This window comes from Psychrobacter sp. CX97 (assembly GCF_057396285.1).
The window spans coordinates 119,399-141,420 of the sequence record NZ_JBXYJE010000002.1; the positions used below are offsets into that span (position 1 = coordinate 119,399).

A 22,022-nucleotide genomic window follows, 5' to 3' on the forward strand; every position below is an offset into this window, starting at 1 on the left:
TTATCGCGTACAAGCTTCAACGTCATTTATACTAATAGTAATGAATTAACCGCGTAAACCGATAAACTCTTCACTACCACGATAGCTCGCACGAACCTGCTGTTCGATACGAAGCAACTGATTATATTTAGCCACACGGTCAGAACGACAAAGTGAACCCGTCTTAATTTGACCTGCAGCTGTTCCAACCGCTAAATCAGCAATGGTGCTATCTTCTGTCTCACCAGAGCGGTGTGAGATAACTGTCGCATAGCCGTTTTTCTTAGCAAGATAAATGGCATCTAACGTTTCAGATAAAGTGCCAATCTGATTAAACTTAATCAAAATTGCATTTGCAATTTTCTTATCGATACCTTCTTGCAGAATAGCAGGGTTAGTCACAAATAAATCATCACCTACTAGCTGAACTTTATCGCCTATTTTACCGGTTAGATACGCCCATCCATCCCAGTCTGACTCATCTAAGCCATCTTCAATTGAGATAATTGGATACTGTTCGGTTAGTTTAACCAGATAGTCAGAGAAGCCTTGGCTATCAAACGACTTGTTACCTTCGCCAGCTAAAATGTATTGACCATTTTTGTAGAACTCACTAGCCGCGCAGTCTAAGGCTAAATGGATGTCTTTACCAGCTTGATAGCCAGTCTGCTCAATAGCTTGCAAAATAACGGTAATGGCTTCTTCATTACTGCGCAGGTTGGGTGCAAAACCACCTTCATCACCAACGGCGGTATTAAAGCCTTGAGACTTTAATACTGATTTTAAGCTATGGAAAATTTCAACACCTGCACGTAGCGCTTCAGAAAAGCTACTAAAACCGGTAGGCTCAATCATAAACTCTTGAATATCAACAGTATTGTCAGCATGCTCGCCGCCGTTTAAGATATTCATCATAGGCACAGGCATCGTCAATGAGGTTTGGTTGCGAAGCTTAGCAATATATTGATGTAATAAGGTATCTTGTGATATAGCGGCTGCCTTTGCAGTTGCTAAAGAAACAGCCAACATGGCATTGGCGCCTAATTTATCTTTGTTTTGGGTACCATCTAATTGGATTAACGCATCATCAATCGCTTGTTGATCGGTAGCATCTTTTTCAATTAAAGCAGATCTGATTTGACTATTAACATTAGCAACTGCTTTCTTTACTCCTTTACCCATATAACGTGACTTATCGCCATCACGTAATTCTAAAGCCTCACGAGAACCCGTAGAAGCACCACTAGGAGCTGCGGCACGACCCATTGAACCATCAGCCAGAAGAACATCCGCTTCAATAGTTGGGTTACCCCGAGAGTCTAGAATCTCGCGGGCACGAATATCTTTAATTTCAGTTGCGTTATTGGTTTCTTCTGCGTACATAGCGTCTACAAGCCTCTTTGTATAAATAATTATGTAAAATAAAGTTTAAGTGTTAAGCCGACTGTGTAATATCAATCACACACCTTTGTGCTAAATTAGCAATTATAATAAGCAAGTACCATAAAAACTGAGTCTCAGGAACGGATATAAGTATGTCAGTATTTTTAACATACCTTTTTGAATTGAATAAATGGGATAATCATAGCACAAAATTGCAAACTCTTGGATTGCTAAGCCGGTCAACAAGCAATTGTTACTGAACCCTAAGGGTTAAAACCTAAGTTATTATACTTTATATCGCGTTAAACGTAACGCATTCATTAATACTGAAATTGAACTTAATGCCATTGCCGCTGCTGCAATCATTGGGTTTAAAAAACCAAATGCTGCTAGAGGAATGCCGAGGCAATTATAAATAAAGGCGAAAAAAAGGTTTTGTTTAATGTTACGAACGGTAGCTTGGGCAATATCAATCCCCGAATTTACCTGCATGATTGAATGGCCCATTAATCGAGCAGAGGCGCTATGCTTGGCCACCTCCGTACCATCTAACATGGCGAAGCTTGCATACGCAGTTGCCATAGCAGGTGCATCATTAACCCCATCACCCACCATAGCAACTTTATGACCTACTGCTTGATGCGCTTCAATCCACTGCGCTTTATCACGCGGTTTCAAATGACCCTGTGCAGTCGAAAGATTTAATTCATCAGCCACATGAGCAACAACAGAAGATTTGTCACCACTGAGAAGTACGACTTCTAAGCCCTTTTTTTTCAATGCTTCCATTACCTGTGGACTTTCTTCTTTCAACTCATCTGCAAGCGCAAACATACCCAAGGGTAACCCATCAACGCTTACTGCAATAGTGCTAGCAACTTGCCATACCTTTGACAACTGCTTCGGTAGAGTCAAACCGACAAATTCGGCAGTACCAACTTTGACCTCTCCAAAGCCAACAATATTAGCTTTTACCCCCATACCTGCGACGACATCAACATCATTTGCCTGCAGCAGTTTAACACCTTTAGCTTGTGATGCATTCACAATTGCTGTAGCTAGAGGGTGGCTTACATGAGCTTCAACGCTAGCTGCTAGTTGTAATACATCATCACTCTTAATGGACTTATTAACCATCATCTTATCCACGATATGTGGTTTACCCTTGGTTAAAGTGCCAGTTTTGTCAAAAACCACAGTATCAACACTACCAGCAACTTCTAAGCTTTGAGCATCTTTAAACCACACTCCATGACGAGCGGCCACCCCCATACCACCCATAATGGCGGCTGGTGTCGCTAAACCGAGTGCGCAAGGACAAGCAATAACCAATACCGAAACTGCATGTAATATGGCTCTATCAATACTACCTGTTAACCACCACGTTAAGCCAAAGGTCATTAAAGCAATAGTTACGACCACTGGCACAAACACTGCGGCTACTTTATCGGCCAGTCTAGCTAAGTCCGCTTTACTCCCTTGAGCCTCACTTAAGGCTTTAACCATATCGCTTAGCTGGGTTTCACTACCAGTTGCAGTCACACGATAATTAAGGCTTCCATTCTCTACCATAGCACCTGCTAAAACCGCCTTACCAGGGTTTTTGCTAACGGCAACCGACTCCCCAGTTAAATGACTTTCATCACACCAGCCTTCCCCTGAAATGACAACGCCATCAGTAGCAATCCGTGACCCTTGTTTGGCACGTAAAATATCGCCTTTTTTGACCTCAGCTAAGTCTACAGTCTCAACCCTATTTTGCTCATGTTTAACGTTACTTGGGTCAGATGTGTCATTATTAGTCCCGATCCTTTCAACAATGGTCGGAGTTAATTCAAGCAACATATTAATGCTGTTCAAACTGTGCTTCTTGGTGCGATGCTCTAAAAACTTGCCCAGCTTAACAAACGCAATAATCATTACTCCCGCTTCAAAATATACTGGAGTATGTAAGCCTTGCTGCCTAACAATATCTGATAGGCTCAGCGCAAAAGTCCTAGAATCTGCTAAATTTACACCTAAACTTTGCAGCCAGATAAAAGTTGAGTAGGCCCAAATAGTAAACGTACCGATTACTACCAGTACATCCATATTGGCTAGCCCGCCTTTTATAGAAGCCCATGCACTACGATAAAAAGGGCCAGCCAAACCAAACTGTACTAAGGTTGCCAAAACAAACTGTAACCAAACAGGTGGCATCCAGTTCATACCTTGACCTACTAGCATGCCTATCATGCCAATCAATAAAGGTATTAAACATATCCAAATTAGAATTAAACGCCAATCTCTAGCCATCGGCTGTGATTTTGGCATATCATTCTTAAGTATGGGTAGGACTTTAAAACCTGTTTTATCTACCCACTCACTAATCTGGTCTACATTAGTTTTTACCGGATCATAAGATACATTTAATGTTTCGCCTGCAAAGCTCACACTTGCCGACTCAATAGCCGGCTTTTTGTTCAATACTTTTTCGATTCGAGTTGCGCAGGCTTGACAAGACATACCTTCAACTTGGAATTGCGTTTTCTCCAATTTAACCGGGGGGTTAGCCTCAGTATTTATACTACGATGAGTAGACTCTAGATTGGACATAGGATTACCAATTTTTACGATAAAATGAAAAAAATAGCAGTGATAAAAATGTTATGGGGATACGAGGCGGGATTTTCCATAGGACAATTAATGTCATTCGACACCTATTTAACTAAATAAACCAAAATTCTGGTTAATAAATAAGCCAATCAACAAGAAAACCAGCATAGAGCTGGCTTTTATAGGTCAACCTTAAAGTATACACCCTAAGGCAAAGATGCGAATAAGAATTGCTAAGACGACTAACTAAAACCCATCATGCAACCAAAACATACCTCTATTATTGAAAATTAAAATGAGTACCTAGCCTAGCCGCACATATTATTGGATCAGTTGCATGAAATACTTAGCTGTTTTGTACACTCGTATCAAATCCAGCATCTTTAATTGCTTGCGTAATAGTTTCTAAACTAACTCTAGCTTTGTCAAAAGTTACCGTTGCAAGATTATCATCAAGATTTACATCGATACTTTGTACCCCCTCTAAGGGAGTGACTGCACTGTGTACACTTTTGACACAGCCAGCGCAAGTCATACCAGATATGTCAATTATACGAGTTTCAAAAGCCATAGTTATCTCCTCGTTATATATGTAGTCTATAATATGAATATACTTGTCATTTTGTTTGCACTTTGATTAACCATCTAGAAGCTAGATTGCAACTGAATGAAATATAAAAAGAAATATTAGCCCTAACAAACTTTACAGGTTATTTGGGTTTTGAGGTGCATCTTCCGGAAATGGCTGAGTAATATAATCGACTGTATTCAAAGCCGCCTTGATGGCATAAAATGATGTTTTTGTGTCATCATAATGCACCACACCAAAATGGCTTGCTGAATTTAACTCTATCGAAGTCACACCATCGATATTTTTTAAAGCTGTTGTTAAGCTATCCAGACCGTTAGTATCATTTATATTATTTATGCAAAATTTAGCAATTTGAATTGACATACTCCCGCCCCTTGACTTTGTTTATTACTCAACCATTTAAATTAAGTTGATACAGTATGCCTGATTTACACCCTATTTAATTTTACACCCTATTTAATACTGCTTCTAATATGCAGACAAGCCCTTGATATAGATACAAAGCTAATGTGTGTCAAGGGCTTTGAACCCTTTAACTAATTCATCAATTTGTTTTAACTGTGATAGAAATGGTTCGAGTTGAGATAATCTTAATGCACATGGTCCATCGCATTTTGCCTTATCAGGATCTGGGTGCGCTTCTAAAAACAGTCCAGCGATGCCCGTTGCCATACCTGATCGAGCCAAAGTACTTATTTGCTCACGGCGCCCACCAGCACTATCACTACGTGCACCTGGTTGCTGCAAACTATGAGTAACGTCAAAAAACACAGGTACATCCATACTTTTCATGGTATCAAACCCAAGCATATCTACTATTAGGTTATTGTAACCAAAAGATGTCCCGCGCTCACACAAAATAAGCTTATCGTTACCAGCTTCTAAACACTTATTGATAATATGACGCATCTCATGCGGGGCCAGAAATTGTGCTTTTTTTATATTTATAATAGCGCCAGTTTTAGCCATTGCATTTACTAAGTCAGTTTGACGACTTAAGAAAGCAGGTAGCTGAATAATATCGGCAACCTCTGCGACAGGTTCAGCTTGATAAGGTTCATGTACGTCAGTAATAATGGGGACATTAAACTTCTCTTTTATTTGTCCAAGCCAATCTACACCCTTCTCAAGTCCAGGGCCACGGTATGAGTTTAAACTTGAGCGGTTTGCCTTATCAAAACTGGCTTTAAATACATAGCCAATACCTAAACGATCGCAAATATCGATATAGCTTTTCGCAATATCAAACGCCATCTCTTTTGATTCAAGAACGTTCATTCCACCAAATAATACGAATGGTTTATCATTACCAATTTGGATACCCTTTAATTCGATATGAGACTGCGCTTTAGTTAATTCGGTCATAAATCACTCTTTTTTATGAGTTTAAATATAGGGAAAACACGATATTCTTTAAGTTTTACAGTAGTAATATATTATTAGATATGGATCTTAACATCTAAGCTAATAAACAGAAACCTAACTTATAGAATAATATAGTTGAATAAGTTATAAATAAGGATTTAAATGCATCTGAGCTATACCCCTATATTATATAGGTATAAATATAAAATAAAAAAGAGATTGGAAATAATCCCAACCTCCTTCTAATTTATACATCTTAATTTAGGTATTGATGTATTAAAGTTATTTTAGCTACTCAGACTTTTGAATTATCAATCGCTGCCTTAACAAAGCTTGAAAATAGCGGATGCCCCTCACGAGGCGAACTGGTAAACTCTGGATGGAACTGAACTGCAATAAACCATGGATGCTCTGGAATTTCAACGGCTTCTACTAAGTGTTGTTTAGCAGAGTACCCTGATATTAGCATGCCACCTGACTCTAAATCGTCAATAAAACGATTATTGACTTCATAGCGATGACGATGACGCTCAGAAATGGTTTTTGATCCGTAGATGTGATTTAGCTTAGAGCCTTCAACTAATTCGGCTTTTTGACTCCCTAAGCGCATGGTCCCCCCTAAATCTGACTCATCGCTGCGTATTTGCAATTCGCCACGCTCATCTAACCATTCAGTAATTAAACCAACGATTGGATGAGCAACTTTGCGATTAAATTCCGTTGAATCAGCCTCTAAACCAATAACATTTTTTGCAAACTCAATAACGGCCAACTGCATACCCAAACAAATACCAAGGTACGGTACTTTGTTAAGACGAGCATAGGTAATCGCCTTCATTTTTCCAAGCTTACCACGTTCGCCAAACCCACCAGGAACAAGAATACCGTCCGCTTTTTTGAGTTGCTCAAGCAAAGTATCATCACTCTCTAACACCTCAGCATCGACATAATCAATTTTAACGTCAGTTTTATGAGCAATACCGGCATGAAGTAATGCCTCATTGATGGATTTATAGGCATCAGGCAACTCAACATATTTGCCAACTATTGCAATGGTCACTTCGCCTTCGCTATTTAATAAAGACTCAACAACTTCATCCCAGTCAGATAGATCAGCCTCAGGCACTTGTATAGCAAACCGTTCACAAATAATGTCATCCAAATCTTGTTCATAAAGTGCGCGTGGTATCTGATAGATGGTATCAGCATCCTGACACATAATGACCGCACGCTCTTCTACGTTAGTAAACAAGGCAATTTTACGACGGTTATCTTGACTAATAGTATGCTCAGATCGCAAAATTAATACATCTGGCTGCAAGCCAATGGAACGTAATTCTTTAACAGAATGCTGGGTTGGTTTTGTCTTAGTTTCACCAGCACTGGAGATATAGGGTACCAGAGTTAAATGCATTAGCATGGCTTTATTCCGCCCAAGTTCTACCTGCATCTGACGAACCGCTTCCATAAACGGGAGTGACTCGATATCACCAACCGTACCACCAATTTCAATAATAGCAATATCGTAGCCTATACCACTGGCACGGATTCGATGCTTAATTTCATCAGTAATATGCGGAATTACCTGAACGGTACCCCCTAAGTAATCACCACGCCGCTCTTTATTGAGAACTGTTTGATAGATACGACCACTGGTAAAGTTATTAGTTTTGCTCATTTTAGAATGACGTAAAAACCGCTCGTAATAGCCTAAATCTAAATCTGTTTCTGCCCCATCTTCGGTAACAAAGACTTCACCATGCTGGAAAGGACTCATGGTACCAGGATCAACATTAATATATGGATCCATTTTGGTCATGGTTATTTTAAGACCACGTGCTTCTAAAATAGCTGCAAGCGATGCAGCAGTAATACCTTTACCTAATGAGGACACAACCCCACCGGTCACAAATATAAATTTAGTCATAATTTTTTATCTTAATGTGGCAGTCGCCAGTTGGTAAAAATAGATTTTACTAAATTTAGGGCAAAATTTATAGGGTTTAGTGATAATAAGTAAAAGTTTGATAGCTTGTTAAAGATTTTAAAACTTTACTTCACACAAAAAAACCCACTCCGAAGAGTGGGTTTTTTGGAATCAAATTCTAATGTTTAATTTAGAATTTGTATTCTAGACCACCACCGATAGCGAATACATCAGCATCACCTGTTATATTATCGCCAAACGGTACATCATCAGCACTGTTCACACCAGCATACGCATGCATGATCATGTTTTTCTGATAGTAGTATTTACCACCCACAACGATTTGATCAGAATCTGCATCTTTAACACCATCTAAATTTGATGTGTTGTTGTACTGAGTATAGATAGAAGCAGGTTTTGTGAAGTTCTGTAGACCCATTTCAGCGCTTACTACAAAACCTTTTTCTTTTTCGTCTCGATCATCGATGTCAGCTTCTTGATATAAACCACCAAGTGTTAATGGCATGTTAGTACCAGATACTTTAGATAGGTCTACTGAAACGGTACCACGAATAATGTCACCATCGACATTCAAGTCATTATCATAAGCTAAGCCAGCAGTAAAGCCAGTACCTTGATCAAACATTAAAGCAGCACCAAAACCATTATTACGGTCATCGCTGTCTTCAACAAAGCTTTCATCTGCACCATACATAGCATAAAACTCGAGTGGAAGACCTTCATATTTTGGTGCTGTCCACAAAATAGAGTTTTTAATACGACCACTATCAGACATATTTAATGCAGATAATTCTTCGTTCTCTTCAAGTTTGTTGCCACCTAGGTTGTCCCAATAACCAGCGTTAACCACCACGTTATTAATTTTATCTAATGTAGATTGGTTATGACCCGCACGGAACTCACCGAAACTTTTGTTTTTCACACCAAGATAAGTATCACGGTTTTTAAATGCTGTACCAGAGTCATTATCGATGTCAATGCCATATTCTAACTGATAAATAACATCAGTATTAGCCGTCATGGGCTCAGAGCCTTTAAAACCAATACGTGAAGAGTTAGAGTTAATTTGAACTGAATTCGTATCTGATTCATAGTTGCTATTGTTGCTTTCAAACTCACCATTAACGTAATCAGCAGTCATAAACGCTTTACCATACACAGTTGGTGCAGCGTTAGCAGCAGATACAGATAGAGCAGCAATGGCTGATGCTAAAAGTAGTTTTTTCATGGGGTATATCTCCACTTTACAATTTTAGTTATGGGCTGCCCTAGCAAGCTAACGCCCATTTTTAATTATCTAAATATCAAGAACTTCATTACGAAACACTTAATTAATTTAGATACCAGATTTGATGTTAGTTTGACAACAAATTATTACAGAGTTGTGAAAAGATAGAAACTTTATAAATAAAAGCCCTATGCTTAATTAATAGCCTGTTATTTTGTAACATCATTTTTCTAACTCGCTCATCTTAATTGATTATGATATAAATATCAACTTACAAATATCTAAGAATACTTTTTAATTCATTTCTTTACACCAACATAAATTAACTATCAAAGGTCTACTGGCTCTTTGCATAATAGCCAAACTACTTTAAAACCACGCTGATAACCATAAAAAAACTCACTCTATTAGAGTGAGTTTTTTACACTAAATCTATTGTTTAAACTAAAATAAATATTCTAAACCACCACCAATTGTCGTCGTTTCATTAAGACCATCAATATCTTCGTTACCAGCATAAGCATGCATAATCATATTTGGCTGGTATTTATAAGTACCGCCTACAATTATCTGATTTCCATCAATGCCTTTTTGACCTTTAAAGTCTGTAGTACCAATATACTGAGCATATACAGTTGCAGGTTTTGCAAAGTTAGATAAACCCATTGTTGCACTAACAGAAAAAGCCTTTTCGTCTTCGTCAGTATGGTCATAATCCGCGACTTGATATAAGCCACCAAGTTTAAGAGGCATACCTGCCATTTGGCTCATGTCATAAGTTGCAGTACCACGAATGATTTCAGCACCTGAGAATTCAGTTAATGGCTCATTAGTGAGTGGGTCTACTCCCGTCGCAACTTCAGTATTAATGTTTAAATCCTTATCATATGCTAGACCTGCTGTAAACCCTGTTCCTTGGTCATACATAGCTGCTAAACCATAACCGTTATTACGGTCGCCACTATCATCTACAAAACTTTCATCTGCACCATACATAGCAAAAAACTGTACTGGTACATTATTATACTTAGGGGATAACCAAAGTACAGAGTTTCTAATACGGCGGCTATCTGCCATCATGGTAAAACCTCTATCCCAATAGCCCTTACCAATCAGGGCATTGTTAATGTGTTGTAACGTTGAATGCTGATGACCGAAGCGTAGCTGACCAAAACTGTCATTTTTTACACCCAGATAGGTATCACGATTTTTAAATGCAACGCCAGAACCACCGTCATCATTATCAATATCAACTTGATACTCTAATTGATAAATGACATCTGTATTCTCAGTCATAGCTTCAGAACCTTTAAAGCCTAGGCGAGAGTAATTAGAATTAATCTGTACAGAGTCAGAGTCTTGATCTGCATTATTTTCAGCGTCAACATAATCCATAGTAACAAAGGCTTTACCGTATACAGTTGGGGCAGCGTGTGCAGCTGAAACTGATAAAGCAGCAATTGTAGATGCTAAAAGTAATTTCTTCATTGTGTAAATCTCCATTTTACAATTTGAATGGTGGCTAATTTGGTAACTAGCAGCCTGACTTTAATTTCTTCTAAGAAACATACTAAAAATGTTTCTGCCAGAGGAACTGGGTTGAATATTAGTATGGAATTAATCTACAAATGCTCGGAATTATTCCATTGAAACCAAAAACCTATCAATAGCTTTACTCTTACATATTATATTAATAGAGTACCAAAACTATACGAAACGTAGTCATTAGAACCATACTCTAGAATTAGAATAACAAATTTGAAATATTTTGCAACAAATAATTATGATATTTTAACAAACATATGTTGACAAATAATTAATATTCAAAAAAAATCCTGCTAAATTAAATATTTAGCAGGATTTATCATACAATAGGAAAGTTATTATCTAGTTAAGCGAATAACTTATTGTTAGTGTTGTGACTTTAACTTCAAACGGGCTTCATGAAGTAAAGGTTCAGTATAACCACTTGGCTGTTGACGACCTTTAAAGATTAGATCTTTAGCCGCTTGGAAGGCAATAGAGTTGTCAAAGTTACCCGCCATTGGAATATAGTTTGAATCGCCTTTATTTTGCTCATCAACCACTTTAGCCATTTTTTCCAAGGCTTGTATAACTTGCTCTTCAGTTACCACACCGTGATGCAACCAGTTGGCAATATGTTGACTTGAGATACGCAGTGTCGCCCTATCTTCCATAAGTCCTACGTTATTGATATCTGGCACTTTAGAACAGCCTACCCCTTGATCAACCCAGCGGACTACATAACCTAAGATACCTTGCGCATTGTTCTCAAGCTCTTGACGCTTCTCTTCCTCCGTCCAGTTAGTGTCTTTGGCTAACGGTATCGTTAGAATATCATCAAGGCTTGCACGTTCGCGGCTTTTAAAGCTTTCTTGTACCTCTTGTACATTCACTTGATGATAATGAATGCTGTGTAAGGTTGCGCCAGTTGGTGAAGGTACCCATGCTGTGGTCGCACCTGCCTTCGGATGATTGGCTTTCGTCTCTACCATCTCTTTCATTTCATCAGGTTTTGCCCACATACCTTTACCAATTTGAGCACGACCAATAAGACCCGTTTCAATACCAATATCTACGTTCCATTGCTCGTAAGCAGGTTGCCATGCTTGAGACTTCATATCGCCTTTGCGTACAAATGGCCCAGCATTCATACTGGTATGAATTTCGTCACCCGTACGATCTAAGAAGCCCGTATTAATAAAGATAACACGCTCTTTGGCCTGACGAATAGATTCTTTCAGGTTAATAGTAGTACGACGCTCTTCATCCATAATACCAATTTTAAGCGTGTTTCTTGGTAAGCTCAGCGCATCTTCCACGGCTGCAAATAGATCATCTGCAAACTTGACTTCTTCAGGGCCATGCATCTTAGGCTTCACGATATACATAGAACCCGTACGTGAGTTTGAGCGTTCATTATTACCCTTGATATCGTTAAGGGTCAATAAAGGTGTGATAAGCGCATCCATTATGCCTTCAAAGATTTGCTCTTCACCATTGCCTAAGTCCACTAAAATAGCTGGATTCTGCATTAAATGACCCACGTTACGGGTTAATAGCAAGGCACGACCTGGCAATACAAGTTTACCGCCATCAGGCTTAGTATATTCACGATCTGGGTTCAGCTGACGGGTTAATTTTTTGTCGCCTTTATAAAAAGTCTCAGTTAGGTCGCCATTCATTAGACCGAACCAGTTACGATAGGCTTCTACTTTTTCTTCTGCATCTACAGCAGCTACCGAATCTTCATTATCCTGAATGGCGGTAATCGCTGATTCCATTAACACATCTTTGATATGGGCAGGATCATCTTGACCTACTGGATGACTGGCATCAATTTGAATTTCAACATGCAGGTTATTGTTCTTAAGCAAGATACCTGTTGGGCTTGACGCTTTACCTACATAACCTGCAAATTGTGAGTTATTTTTCAAAGATGTTGTACTATCACCTTGTGCCAATTTAAGGACACCATCTTCAACACTAAAACCGGTTACATCGGTATAACTACCCTGCTCTAAACCAAAATGCTCGTCTAAAAACCCTTTGGCATAGGCCACTACTTCAGCACCACGTTTAGGATTATAACTGCTACCTTTATCCTTACCATCAGCGGTATCAATCATATCCGTACCATAAAGGGCATCATACAAACTACCCCAACGGGCATTAGCTGCATTTAAGGCATAGCGTGCATTACGCACAGGTACTACCAGTTGAGGGCCTGGCGTAGAGGCAATTTCAGCATCCACATTCTCAGTAGATACTTCAAAGTCATCACCTTCTGGTAATAAATAGCCAATTTCCTGCAAAAATTGCTTATATTTTGGATAATCAATTTCACCATTCTTAGCAGGATTATCTAAATGCCATTGGTCAATCTTAGCTTGAAGTTCATCACGTTTAGCCAATAACTCTTTATTACGTGGCGTAAATTTCTTAACGATATCAGCAAAATTAGTCCAGTACGTTTCTGAATCCACACTAACACATGGCAATACTTCATTCTCGATGAAGGTATATAATTGGTTATCAATGGCTAATATGCCTTTTTGAATACGGTTGTTGTTCATACTATATGACCTTTGGTTAGTGAATAAATTTGTTAATAAACAAATTGAATGATGACTGTTATATTGACAAGAGATGTCCGTAGTAATAGTGGTAAAACTTATGACTTTTCAGTCTTATCAAAGATTGGTATGGTAGTTCTAAATAGTTATTTTAATAGTACTATCAATGAATTAAATATACAAGAATATGGTATTTTTTAAGAAAATGTTAGTCGTTTATTCAATTGATGTTTACTGTTTTTGACCGACTTGATAGCGGTTAGATTAAATTGGTAAATATAAATACTAAACACATAAAATAGGTATATATAAAATATTCATAGAGATATAAACCTAAATTCGCTATCAAGCAATAAGTCCAAAACAGTAAATTCAGATTTGTTAGAATAAACTCCAACTATAACTATTATTTATTCTCGTTTTTCATCCTCAATTTACTATTAGTCAGGGCTCTAAATGTCAAAACCATCCCCCCCAATCGGTCAACCGTTAGAATCTACTCAATTACCAGATGGCATATTCAATAAGCCTCATGTGCCTAAAAATATTGAGCATAGTACACCTGATAATCTAAGGCCCATAAATACGATGAGTCAATCAACTCAAACAGACATTTCTCACATTTACGATTTTTTGGGTGTGCAAACTCCTACAGCTTGGGTAGATAAGGCTCTGGAAAACATTCCTACGCTTATCCAAGACCATGCTAACTGTGAGAAAAAAGCAGCAGGTACTGCTATGAACTTAGTATTTAAATATGAGTTCGATCGTAATTTACAATTAAAATTAGCACAACTTATAAGAGAAGAGATGCTGCACTATGAACAGGTCATCGGCATTATGGAAGAACGGGGTCAACCTTGGAAGCACCTACCAGCTGGTCGCTATGCAAAGGGCTTGTTAAAGCATAAGCGTACCTATGAGCCCGCTGCTATGATTGACGTTCTGATTATTGGCGCCTTTATTGAAGCTCGATCATGTGAGAGATTTTATGTATTAAGCGAAGTCATTGAGGACGAACGCCTAGCAAAATATTATCGATATCTGTTGAAATCGGAGAGTCGTCATTTTGAGGATTACATCTCACTGGCTAAATCACTGACAGTAAATAATGCATCCAGAAATATACCTACTAGTTCTGCCAATAATGGTAATCAAGGTACTGGCCATAAAGCTTTAATAAATTATCACAACTTAAAGCAAACTACTAACGGAAGTATAAACACCTCTGCTGAAACGTTAAATGTCGATGAACGTATTAAATTTTTTCGGACAGTTGAAGCAGAGCTTATAACTAGCCCTGATAATGAATTCAGATTTCATAGTGGCGTACCAGTAAATTAAGTCTTAGCTTTATAGATATGTGAACGTTATAAATGATAGAATATTTTAAAGCCAGTGCTGTAACGCCTTTTAGATAGATACTATTCAGATAGATGCTATTCAGATAGATACTATCTTTAAAAAATAAGACAGTAACATTCTTGACCATTTATTCATGGAATTATTTATCAACCTGGGTGTTGTCAGTAGATAGCGCATTGGTCTGAGCGTTTTTAATTGAACTGTATTTGTTTTTATCATTAATTTTCGCACTTGCGATGTTTTCTACCTGTGATGAAGATTCATTTACACCCTCATCGAAGGCATTACCTTGTTGGTCTCGTCGGTCAGGCTGGCGTGCTGGATTATCGCCATCATTGACATGTTCACTATTGATAATACCCGCATCCACGGTTTTATTACCTTTAACATTTGAGTCAGTATTCAGATGCGTGCTGTCGTTATCTAATAAATTATCGGAGTGACTCATAGAGCTATCTTTTAAGGTTTTAGTAAGGTGGGGATCTTTGGTATCCATAATAATATCCTTTTGAATTAATCTACTAAAATAACTATTAAGTGTTGTCTGTATAATTTTTCCTATCCAGAGAATTATTCGAATAGGCTTATTGCTATATATTCATGGCTATATATACGTGATTGAGTGTTAAAATTTGTAAGAGTCATTGCCCTTACAAATTAGTTGAATAACAAGTTTATATGACATATGACATTACTTATCGGTACGCAGTGATTCATCTATAAATTGTGTTTTCTCTTCTTTAGATAAAGACTCAGGCTTAACCTTCGAATCACTATCATTTAAATCTTTATTCAAATTATTCTCAATTTTACTAGGTTCAATATCATTAATTGCTTTCTTAATATCTGACTCTATATCTGAGTCGCTTGATTGGTTTTCAGTGGCATCTTGTTTATTATCTATATCATTGTTCATTTTAATTCGCTCCTTTATTATTACAGACTCTATTATTTCCGCCTCAATTATTTGAGGAAAATGAATTGATGACCTTTAAGGTATGAAATCTCATTTTTAATTAAAACATCAAAGCATTAAATATTCTCGATGAGCATCTATAGATAATCTATAACCCTTAACCAGCTTTAGTATAGTCAATAAACGTCAAAGAGTAGGTCAAAGAGTAGATAGGTAGACAATCTTATATCGAATAATGAATTAACTTGATTTGCATTACCTTTATAAGCTTTGTACTTATTATTGATAGATTACATTCCAACTGAGTTTTCAACTATTGGTTTGACGTAGCATTGTGTGAATTTATGTTTATAAAAAAGCAACTTTGTAAAAGTTGCTTTTTTATAACTAAAGGTAGATCTGTTATTTTAACTAAATTTCACTGAGATACACCATTAATTTTATGCAGTAAATAACTTTGAGCAATAAAAGGCGTTTCATCTTTGGCTGGCTTTACTTGCTCCCAAGAGCCATTACCCTTGAGCTCCCATGCTTGGACATTATCTTTCAGGTAACTCAATAAACCATCCTCATATACTCTTTTAAATAACTTTTTATCTTCAACAGGAAATGCAACTTCCACACGATGAAATAAGTTACGACTCATCCAATCAGCACTCCCACAGTACAAGCGTTCATTACCATCGTTATAAAAGTAATAAACACGAGTATGTTCTAAGAAGCGATCAACTACCGATCGAACCGTGATATTTTCAGACAGGCCTTTTACCTGCGGACGCAAACAACACATAGAACGCATAATCAATTCGATTTTGACACCCGCTTGTGATGCATCATAAAGTTTATCTATTAACTTTCTCTCCGTTAGGGCATTACATTTAACAATAATGTGGGCTTTTTTACCTGCTTTAGCATGAGCAATTTCGTCGTCAATAAATGCCATGAATTTATCATGCATGGTAAACGGAGAGTGCAATAATTTATTAACTTTAGCGGGTTTACCCATGCCGGTTAACTCTTGGAATATTTTATGCACATCTTCAGTGATGTTTGGCTCAGCAGTAAACAGACCGTAGTCTGTATAAGCTTTGGCATTGCCTTCGTGATAATTTCCCGTACCTAAATGCACATAACGGCGAATCTTATTGTCCTCACGACGCACAATTAGCAACAGTTTCGCATGCGTTTTATAACCGACGATACCGTAAACAACCACAGCTCCTGCATCTTGCAATACATTGGCTACCTCAATGTTTGACGCTTCATCAAATCGAGCACGCAGCTCAATAACGGCAGTTACTTCTTTACCATTTCTGGCGGCATACGTTAACGCTTTAACCAATTCAGAATTATTTGCTGAGCGATAGAGCGTCTGTTTAATTGCCAATACTTTAGGATCTCTAGCCGCTTCACGCACCATATTAACCACTGGGTTAAACGATTCAAAAGGATGATGTAACAAAACATCCGTCTTGCGAACCACTGAGAACATGCTCTCGCCTTTTTCAAATGACTCACGTCTAAATGGTTTGGGTATAGCATGTGAGAAGGGCTGGTAGCGAAGTCCTGGTACATCAAAGTCAAATAATAAGCGGGTTAAATTAACTGGACCATTGACTCTATACAGCTGATTATCATGTAAGTCGAATTCTGCGAGTAAATAGTCACTAATATGTTTAGGGCAATTAGTAGTTACCTCTAGACGCACCTCTTCACCAAACCGGCGATTGTCCAACTCCCCTTCAAGTGCTTTAGCAATATCTTCTACATCATCAGACAACTCAAGGTCGGCATTGCGTGTTAGGCGGAATTGATGACAACCTGTTACTGATAATCCTGGGAATAATTTACCTACATGTTCATGAATCACAGCCGAAAGCATGATGTGATGCTCTTTGCCACCAGTTAGCTCATCAGGCAGCCGAATAACACGCGGCAAGCTGCGGGGTGCGGGAACAACAGCTAAATTAATATCTCGACCAAAGCCATCTTTACCCTCAAGGCTAACAATAAAATTTAAGCTTTTATTCACTAAACGTGGAAACGGATGGGCGGGATCAATACTAATAGGGGTAAGTACGGGCATCACTTGTTCAAGAAAATACTCTTTCATCCACGCAGATTGTTTAGCATTTAATTCGTCTCGCTTCAAATAACGAATATCTTCTTGAGCCAGTGCAGGTAGAATATCTTCATTTAAAATACGGTATTGCTCTTCAATGGCGGTATGGGCTTGTTCAGCAATATCTCGTAGCACCTCGCTAGGGCGCATGCCATCTGACCCTAAACCTATATTATCGTGATTTAAATTTTGCAATAAGCCCGCAACGCGAATTTCAAAAAACTCATCCATATTCGATGAAAAAATGATTAAAAAGAATAGACGTTCAAGTAAAGGATGGCGCGGATTCATAGCTTGAGATAAGACCCGTTTATGGAACTCTAACCAAGATAATTCACGATTAATATAACTGTTTGGCGAGTACGATCCATCTTCAAATTTCTGCCAATCTATTGTGGTTAGAGGAGTCAATGCTTGGTCTTCGGCTTTGATAGGTAACAATTTATTAGAATTCGATGCAGACTTTGATAATGATGTATTTGTCATAACTTCCTCAGTATTCTTATAAAATTTATTTACGGTTTTTCATTTAAAATCTAGGCTGTAAGGCTTTCTATAACGCTAATTAAGAGCAGTATGATGACTTTCATATATGAGAATTACTATGTCATTAAATTAATTAAGGCAAAATATATAAAAAAATTTCATAGCAACTTTTATAGTATCTACTTTTTGATGATATCTACTCAGCTAATATAAAATATATTAAGACGCATGGTCATTATTGACATAGTTTCAGTTTAACATCCACATATGACGATTTAATAACGCTCAACAAAATCCAATAAAATGGCAATACAAACAGTACTCTTATAAAAGTCACAACCTTCACACTCTAATATCTAAATTAAGAGCCAACTCAAGAGCCAACTCGCTCGTTGATGCTAAACTGTTAAGAGGGCCCTTCCCATCCTAAACTCTATCTTTACCGTAGCCTGCTTATATTCATTAAAGGTGTTATGGAATACTTGCTGCACTCATACGCCGCATTACGATACGCTGCTTGTTTCGTAATCGCTTAGCATTCATATGTTGTTGATAGTATTTTGGATTAGTCAACATACTAATCAGTAAAGCAGACTCATTGCGATTCAACTTACTAGCTGGCTTATTAAAGTAATGTTCTGCGGCGGCTTCTATACCATATATACCCTCGCCAAACTCTGCAACATTCAGATAAGCTTCTAAAATACGCCGCTTATCCCATATCATCTCTATCAATAAAGTAATACTCGCCTCAACCCCTTTGCGTACATAAGAACGGTGCGATGTTAAAAAAAGGTTTTTGGCAAGTTGTTGACTAATGGTAGAGCCACCAGCCGATAACTTACCTGAACGTTCATTCTTTGTCATCGCGGCCTCTATGCCTTCTATATCAAAGCCATCATGATTGAGAAACTTAGCATCTTCACTGGCGACTGCTGCCTGCTTGGCAGATTTTGCAATGCCTTCATAATCAACCCATGTTTGTGATACATTGCCGCCACTTAAACGATGAGAAATCATAAACATGCTATTGTTAATAGGCTGCGTTTTCCACACAACAAGAAGGCTACCTACTAATAAATAAAAAGCCAGTATCAATAATAGTAGTGCCCAAAATATACGTCTGAAAAAAGTAAATATGACCGTCATAAATTTTTGACTCAGCTAGCGGTTAAAAATTAATCAATGATAAACTAACACAGCAATAACTGGTAGTACGATCTAGATATTTAATGCAAGCGAAAAATAATGAAGACCAACCATCACTTATTCGCTCAGCCTATAATAATTTGGTGAACTATTACAAGCTACATAACTTAAAGCATAATATGTTAGATAGTAATACTTATTGAGTTTTGACCAAGAGTTTTACGACATCAGTTATTAAGTCAAAGCCACTGTAGAGCTTCAAGACGAGCAAATTTTGCACCTAAAAATTCTAATGTTAAACCTACAAAACTCAAAAGTTGAGACTATTTATACTCTTAACACCGTGTGAATTAAAGGATGAATATTTTGCAAAGTATTGTTAACAATATAGAAAAAACACGACAGCTAGTTGCACAGCAACTTAATTTACCCCATTTTGATAAAAACACATGGGTATTACTCGGCACTTTAGGCTGCCACTTATGTGATAATGCAGAAGAGACGTTGAACCAGTTTTCTACCGTATATCCTATTCAAGTTATTAAAGTGGATATTACTGATTTGCATGAAGATTTAATGAGCGATTTTACCGACATTATTCCAGTATTACTCCTCCCAAATTGTGTTGTTGGTTATCCATTTTCAGTGGCTGACTTAAGTCACTACATTTGCTACATTACAAAAAAATGAAATTAAATATTTACTTACACTATATTTATGAAATAAACTTGTTTCATGACGCTATGTAATTTAAAGAATCTATCCAAATTTTTTAGATCAAGTTGTCCTAAACTCCCAGTTTCTACTTAACCTTTTTATTTCTAATACTCGACTCATGTTGCTATATTCTTTTACTAATAAGTTGCTAAAAATTTTAGCAATTTCTTAGTGATTTTTTAAATGGTTAAGTATTGTAACTTTATGACCATTTTTTCGACGATTCTAAAAATTGTTTAAAAAATTAAACAAGGAAGTTATATGTATACATTTCTGGCATTAATGCCTATCTTAATTGTTTTTTTACTACTTGTTGTAATGAGGCTTCCCGCTAAATATTCTATGGGTGCTGCGTATATAGTTACTGCGGCATTATCTCTATTTGTATGGAATGTTAGTGGTGCTCAAGTTGCAGCAGCAACAACCAACGGAATTATTGTTGCTCTAACTATTTTATTTATTGTATTTACGGCTATTTTACTACTCAATACCTTAAAAGAAAGTGGAGCTGTTATCGCTATACGCAGGGGATTTATGGATATATCCCCTGACAGGCGTGTTCAAGCAATCATAGTCGCTTGGTTGTTTTGTTCTCTAGTTGAAGGCTCATCTGGATTTGGTACACCTTCCGCAGTTGGTGCACCTTTATTATTAGCCCTTGGCTTCCCGGCTATGGCTTCTGTAATGACAGTTCTTATCATCCAGTCTACACCAGTATCTTTTGGGGCTGTTGGAACGCCTTTATTAGTTGGCGTATGGTCTGGTATTGATAACAAAGAAGATTTAGCTCAAGCTATTGAGCCCTCTACTGTTGCTGATTACCTACTTTTAATTACTGGTAATGTTGGTTTATTCCATGCACTGATTGGTGTCTTAATCCCCCTAATTTTAAGTGCTTTTTTAACTCGTTTCTTCGGAGAGAAAAGGTCATTTGTTGAAGGGTTAAAAATTTGGCCGTTTGCGTTATTTGCAGGTATTTGTTTTACCGTACCTTATTTCTTAGTCGCTAAATATTTAGGGCCTGAATTCCCTTCTTTGGTGGGTGGTTTTATCGGTCTATTGATCGTTGTTCCAGCTGCAAAACGTGGGTTCTTAATGCCTAAAGAGATTTTTGACTTTGGTCCAAGAGCACATTGGGATAAAGAGTGGTTAGGATCATTACAAGAAGAGAAGTATGATGACACTGTTGCCCCTAGATTTTCTGTTGTAAGAGCCTTTGCTCCTTATGTCATTGTTATATTGTTACTTATCATTACCCGTGTCGTTGCACCATTAAAAGCCTTTTTAGTTGGCGATATGGCAACCATTAAATTTGCAAACTTATTTGGCACCACTATCTCAAGTAAGATTCAACTTTTATATTCGCCAGGCAGTATCCTGCTGATTACCTCATTGTTGTGCATCTGGATTTATAAGATGGACAAGCAGTCTATCAAGCGTAGCTGGTCAAACTCTGGCAAAACTATGATTGCAGCAGCGCCTGCCTTACTGCTATCTGTTCCTATGGTACAAGTATTTATCAACTCAGGTGCCACATCTGAGCTGTCAACTGCACTCCCTGCAATGCCACTAATGTTGGCTGAAAGTGCAAGTAATGCATTTGCAAACACTTGGCCATTGGTATCTCCTTGGATTGGGGCTATGGGTGCATTTATTGCCGGTTCAAACACGGTAAGTAACATGATGTTCTCATACTTCCAGTGGTCAACTGCGAGTCAAATTGGCTTAGGTTCTGATCTTGCTGCACAAGTAGTTGCCTTACAAGCCATTGGTGGTGCTGCCGGTAATATGATCTCAGTGCATAATGTGGTTGCAGCCTGTGCTGTAGTAGGTCTAATTAACAAAGAGGGCTACGTTATACGTAAAACCCTAGTTGCTATGATTTATTATGTCGTTCAAGCTGGTTTCTTAGGCATGGCTGTGATATTTGGTAATATAGTTTGGTGGACTCTGGCTATTGCATGGCCATTATCCTTCTTATTAATCATGTCATTATCTGGCAAGTTTACAAAAGCTAAAGCTCATAACGGAAGCTCATAACGGAAGCTTGATGAGTAACCCTGATGCAGTTTCGATTACG

The 22,022-nt window shown here is 37.7% G+C and carries 16 protein-coding genes; 3 read left to right on the forward strand and 13 right to left on the reverse strand.

Annotation, left to right across the window (positions count from 1 at the left end; all coding sequences use genetic code 11):
• Nucleotides 1–45 precede the first annotated feature (45 nt).
• From eno to AC2SLL_RS02000, 9 genes are all read right to left on the reverse strand, one after another.
• Nucleotides 46–1,362 carry a phosphopyruvate hydratase gene (gene eno, locus AC2SLL_RS01960; RefSeq protein WP_486529996.1) on the reverse strand — a complete coding sequence of 439 codons (1,317 nt, stop codon included), beginning with the start codon at nt 1,360–1,362 and terminating at the stop codon, nt 46–48.
• A 285-nt stretch (nt 1,363–1,647) separates the two neighbouring features.
• On the reverse strand, nt 1,648–3,957 hold the full coding sequence (locus tag AC2SLL_RS01965) for a heavy metal translocating P-type ATPase (protein ID WP_486529997.1): 2,310 nt from the start codon (nt 3,955–3,957) through the stop codon (nt 1,648–1,650).
• A 346-nt stretch (nt 3,958–4,303) separates the two neighbouring features.
• Entirely contained in the window at nt 4,304–4,528 is a 225-nt protein-coding gene (locus AC2SLL_RS01970; RefSeq protein WP_486529998.1) for a heavy-metal-associated domain-containing protein, read from the reverse strand.
• A 132-nt stretch (nt 4,529–4,660) separates the two neighbouring features.
• The gene (locus tag AC2SLL_RS01975; RefSeq protein WP_486529999.1) at nt 4,661–4,912 is read right to left on the reverse strand and encodes a heavy-metal-associated domain-containing protein; all 252 of its coding nucleotides are present in this window, start codon (nt 4,910–4,912) and stop codon (nt 4,661–4,663) included.
• Nucleotides 4,913–5,053: 141 nt separating this feature from the next.
• Nucleotides 5,054–5,914 (reverse strand): 3-deoxy-8-phosphooctulonate synthase, encoded by an 861-nt coding sequence (kdsA, locus tag AC2SLL_RS01980; protein WP_486530000.1) that lies wholly within the window; start codon nt 5,912–5,914, stop codon nt 5,054–5,056.
• Between the two features lie 295 nt (nt 5,915–6,209).
• Nucleotides 6,210–7,841, reverse strand: a complete 1,632-nt coding sequence (pyrG, locus tag AC2SLL_RS01985; RefSeq protein ID WP_486530001.1) for a CTP synthase — start codon at nt 7,839–7,841, stop codon at nt 6,210–6,212.
• Between the two features lie 190 nt (nt 7,842–8,031).
• Nucleotides 8,032–9,090: a porin gene (locus AC2SLL_RS01990; RefSeq protein WP_486530002.1), complete on the reverse strand. Its 1,059-nt coding sequence runs from the start codon at nt 9,088–9,090 to the stop codon at nt 8,032–8,034.
• A 444-nt stretch (nt 9,091–9,534) separates the two neighbouring features.
• Entirely contained in the window at nt 9,535–10,578 is a 1,044-nt protein-coding gene (locus tag AC2SLL_RS01995) for a porin (RefSeq protein ID WP_486530003.1), read from the reverse strand.
• A gap of 422 nt (nt 10,579–11,000) precedes the next feature.
• Nucleotides 11,001–13,187 carry a malate synthase G gene (locus tag AC2SLL_RS02000; RefSeq protein WP_486530004.1) on the reverse strand — a complete coding sequence of 729 codons (2,187 nt, stop codon included), beginning with the start codon at nt 13,185–13,187 and terminating at the stop codon, nt 11,001–11,003.
• A 588-nt stretch (nt 13,188–13,775) separates the two neighbouring features.
• On the opposite strand from AC2SLL_RS02000, the gene AC2SLL_RS02005 reads away from it, so the two are divergent.
• Nucleotides 13,776–14,531 carry a MiaE family protein gene (locus tag AC2SLL_RS02005; protein ID WP_486530175.1) on the forward strand — a complete coding sequence of 252 codons (756 nt, stop codon included), beginning with the start codon at nt 13,776–13,778 and terminating at the stop codon, nt 14,529–14,531.
• A gap of 160 nt (nt 14,532–14,691) precedes the next feature.
• Here the strand turns inward: AC2SLL_RS02005 and AC2SLL_RS02010 are convergent, their stop codons facing one another.
• The 4 genes from AC2SLL_RS02010 to mtgA form a co-directional block, all read right to left on the reverse strand.
• Nucleotides 14,692–15,048, reverse strand: a complete 357-nt coding sequence (locus AC2SLL_RS02010) for a hypothetical protein (protein ID WP_486530005.1) — start codon at nt 15,046–15,048, stop codon at nt 14,692–14,694.
• A 195-nt stretch (nt 15,049–15,243) separates the two neighbouring features.
• Nucleotides 15,244–15,468 (reverse strand): hypothetical protein, encoded by a 225-nt coding sequence (locus AC2SLL_RS02015; RefSeq protein ID WP_486530006.1) that lies wholly within the window; start codon nt 15,466–15,468, stop codon nt 15,244–15,246.
• Between the two features lie 418 nt (nt 15,469–15,886).
• A complete protein-coding gene (gene ppk1, locus AC2SLL_RS02020; RefSeq protein ID WP_486530007.1) occupies nt 15,887–18,076 on the reverse strand; it encodes a polyphosphate kinase 1 in 2,190 nt (729 codons plus the stop codon).
• Nucleotides 18,077–18,547: 471 nt separating this feature from the next.
• Nucleotides 18,548–19,225 carry a monofunctional biosynthetic peptidoglycan transglycosylase gene (gene mtgA, locus AC2SLL_RS02025; RefSeq protein WP_486530008.1) on the reverse strand — a complete coding sequence of 226 codons (678 nt, stop codon included), beginning with the start codon at nt 19,223–19,225 and terminating at the stop codon, nt 18,548–18,550.
• 366 nt (nt 19,226–19,591) lie between these two features.
• Between mtgA and AC2SLL_RS02030 the strand changes: the two genes are divergently transcribed.
• Both AC2SLL_RS02030 and AC2SLL_RS02035 read left to right on the forward strand, forming a co-directional pair.
• Nucleotides 19,592–19,915 carry a glutaredoxin family protein gene (locus AC2SLL_RS02030; RefSeq protein WP_486530009.1) on the forward strand — a complete coding sequence of 108 codons (324 nt, stop codon included), beginning with the start codon at nt 19,592–19,594 and terminating at the stop codon, nt 19,913–19,915.
• A 288-nt stretch (nt 19,916–20,203) separates the two neighbouring features.
• Nucleotides 20,204–21,982 carry an L-lactate permease gene (locus AC2SLL_RS02035; protein ID WP_486530010.1) on the forward strand — a complete coding sequence of 593 codons (1,779 nt, stop codon included), beginning with the start codon at nt 20,204–20,206 and terminating at the stop codon, nt 21,980–21,982.
• The last annotated feature ends 40 nt before the right edge of the window (nt 21,983–22,022 follow it).

Excerpts from the sequence above, each read along its gene's own strand:
- mtgA (WP_486530008.1), bottom strand. The coding sequence starts at position 19,225 with ATGACGGTCATATTTACTTTTTTCAGACGTATATTTTGGGCACTACTA.
- AC2SLL_RS01965 (WP_486529997.1), bottom strand. The coding sequence starts at position 3,957 with ATGTCCAATCTAGAGTCTACTCATCGTAGTATAAATACTGAGGCTAAC.
- eno (WP_486529996.1), bottom strand. The coding sequence starts at position 1,362 with ATGTACGCAGAAGAAACCAATAACGCAACTGAAATTAAAGATATTCGT.
- AC2SLL_RS01990 (WP_486530002.1), bottom strand. The coding sequence starts at position 9,090 with ATGAAAAAACTACTTTTAGCATCAGCCATTGCTGCTCTATCTGTATCT.
- pyrG (WP_486530001.1), bottom strand. The coding sequence starts at position 7,841 with ATGACTAAATTTATATTTGTGACCGGTGGGGTTGTGTCCTCATTAGGT.
- AC2SLL_RS02005 (WP_486530175.1), top strand. The coding sequence starts at position 13,776 with ATGAGTCAATCAACTCAAACAGACATTTCTCACATTTACGATTTTTTG.
- AC2SLL_RS02000 (WP_486530004.1), bottom strand. The coding sequence starts at position 13,187 with ATGAACAACAACCGTATTCAAAAAGGCATATTAGCCATTGATAACCAA.
- AC2SLL_RS02015 (WP_486530006.1), bottom strand. The coding sequence starts at position 15,468 with ATGAACAATGATATAGATAATAAACAAGATGCCACTGAAAACCAATCA.
- AC2SLL_RS01995 (WP_486530003.1), bottom strand. The coding sequence starts at position 10,578 with ATGAAGAAATTACTTTTAGCATCTACAATTGCTGCTTTATCAGTTTCA.
- AC2SLL_RS02010 (WP_486530005.1), bottom strand. The coding sequence starts at position 15,048 with ATGGATACCAAAGATCCCCACCTTACTAAAACCTTAAAAGATAGCTCT.
- kdsA (WP_486530000.1), bottom strand. The coding sequence starts at position 5,914 with ATGACCGAATTAACTAAAGCGCAGTCTCATATCGAATTAAAGGGTATC.
- AC2SLL_RS01975 (WP_486529999.1), bottom strand. The coding sequence starts at position 4,912 with ATGTCAATTCAAATTGCTAAATTTTGCATAAATAATATAAATGATACT.
- AC2SLL_RS02035 (WP_486530010.1), top strand. The coding sequence starts at position 20,204 with ATGTATACATTTCTGGCATTAATGCCTATCTTAATTGTTTTTTTACTA.
- AC2SLL_RS01970 (WP_486529998.1), bottom strand. The coding sequence starts at position 4,528 with ATGGCTTTTGAAACTCGTATAATTGACATATCTGGTATGACTTGCGCT.
- ppk1 (WP_486530007.1), bottom strand. The coding sequence starts at position 18,076 with ATGACAAATACATCATTATCAAAGTCTGCATCGAATTCTAATAAATTG.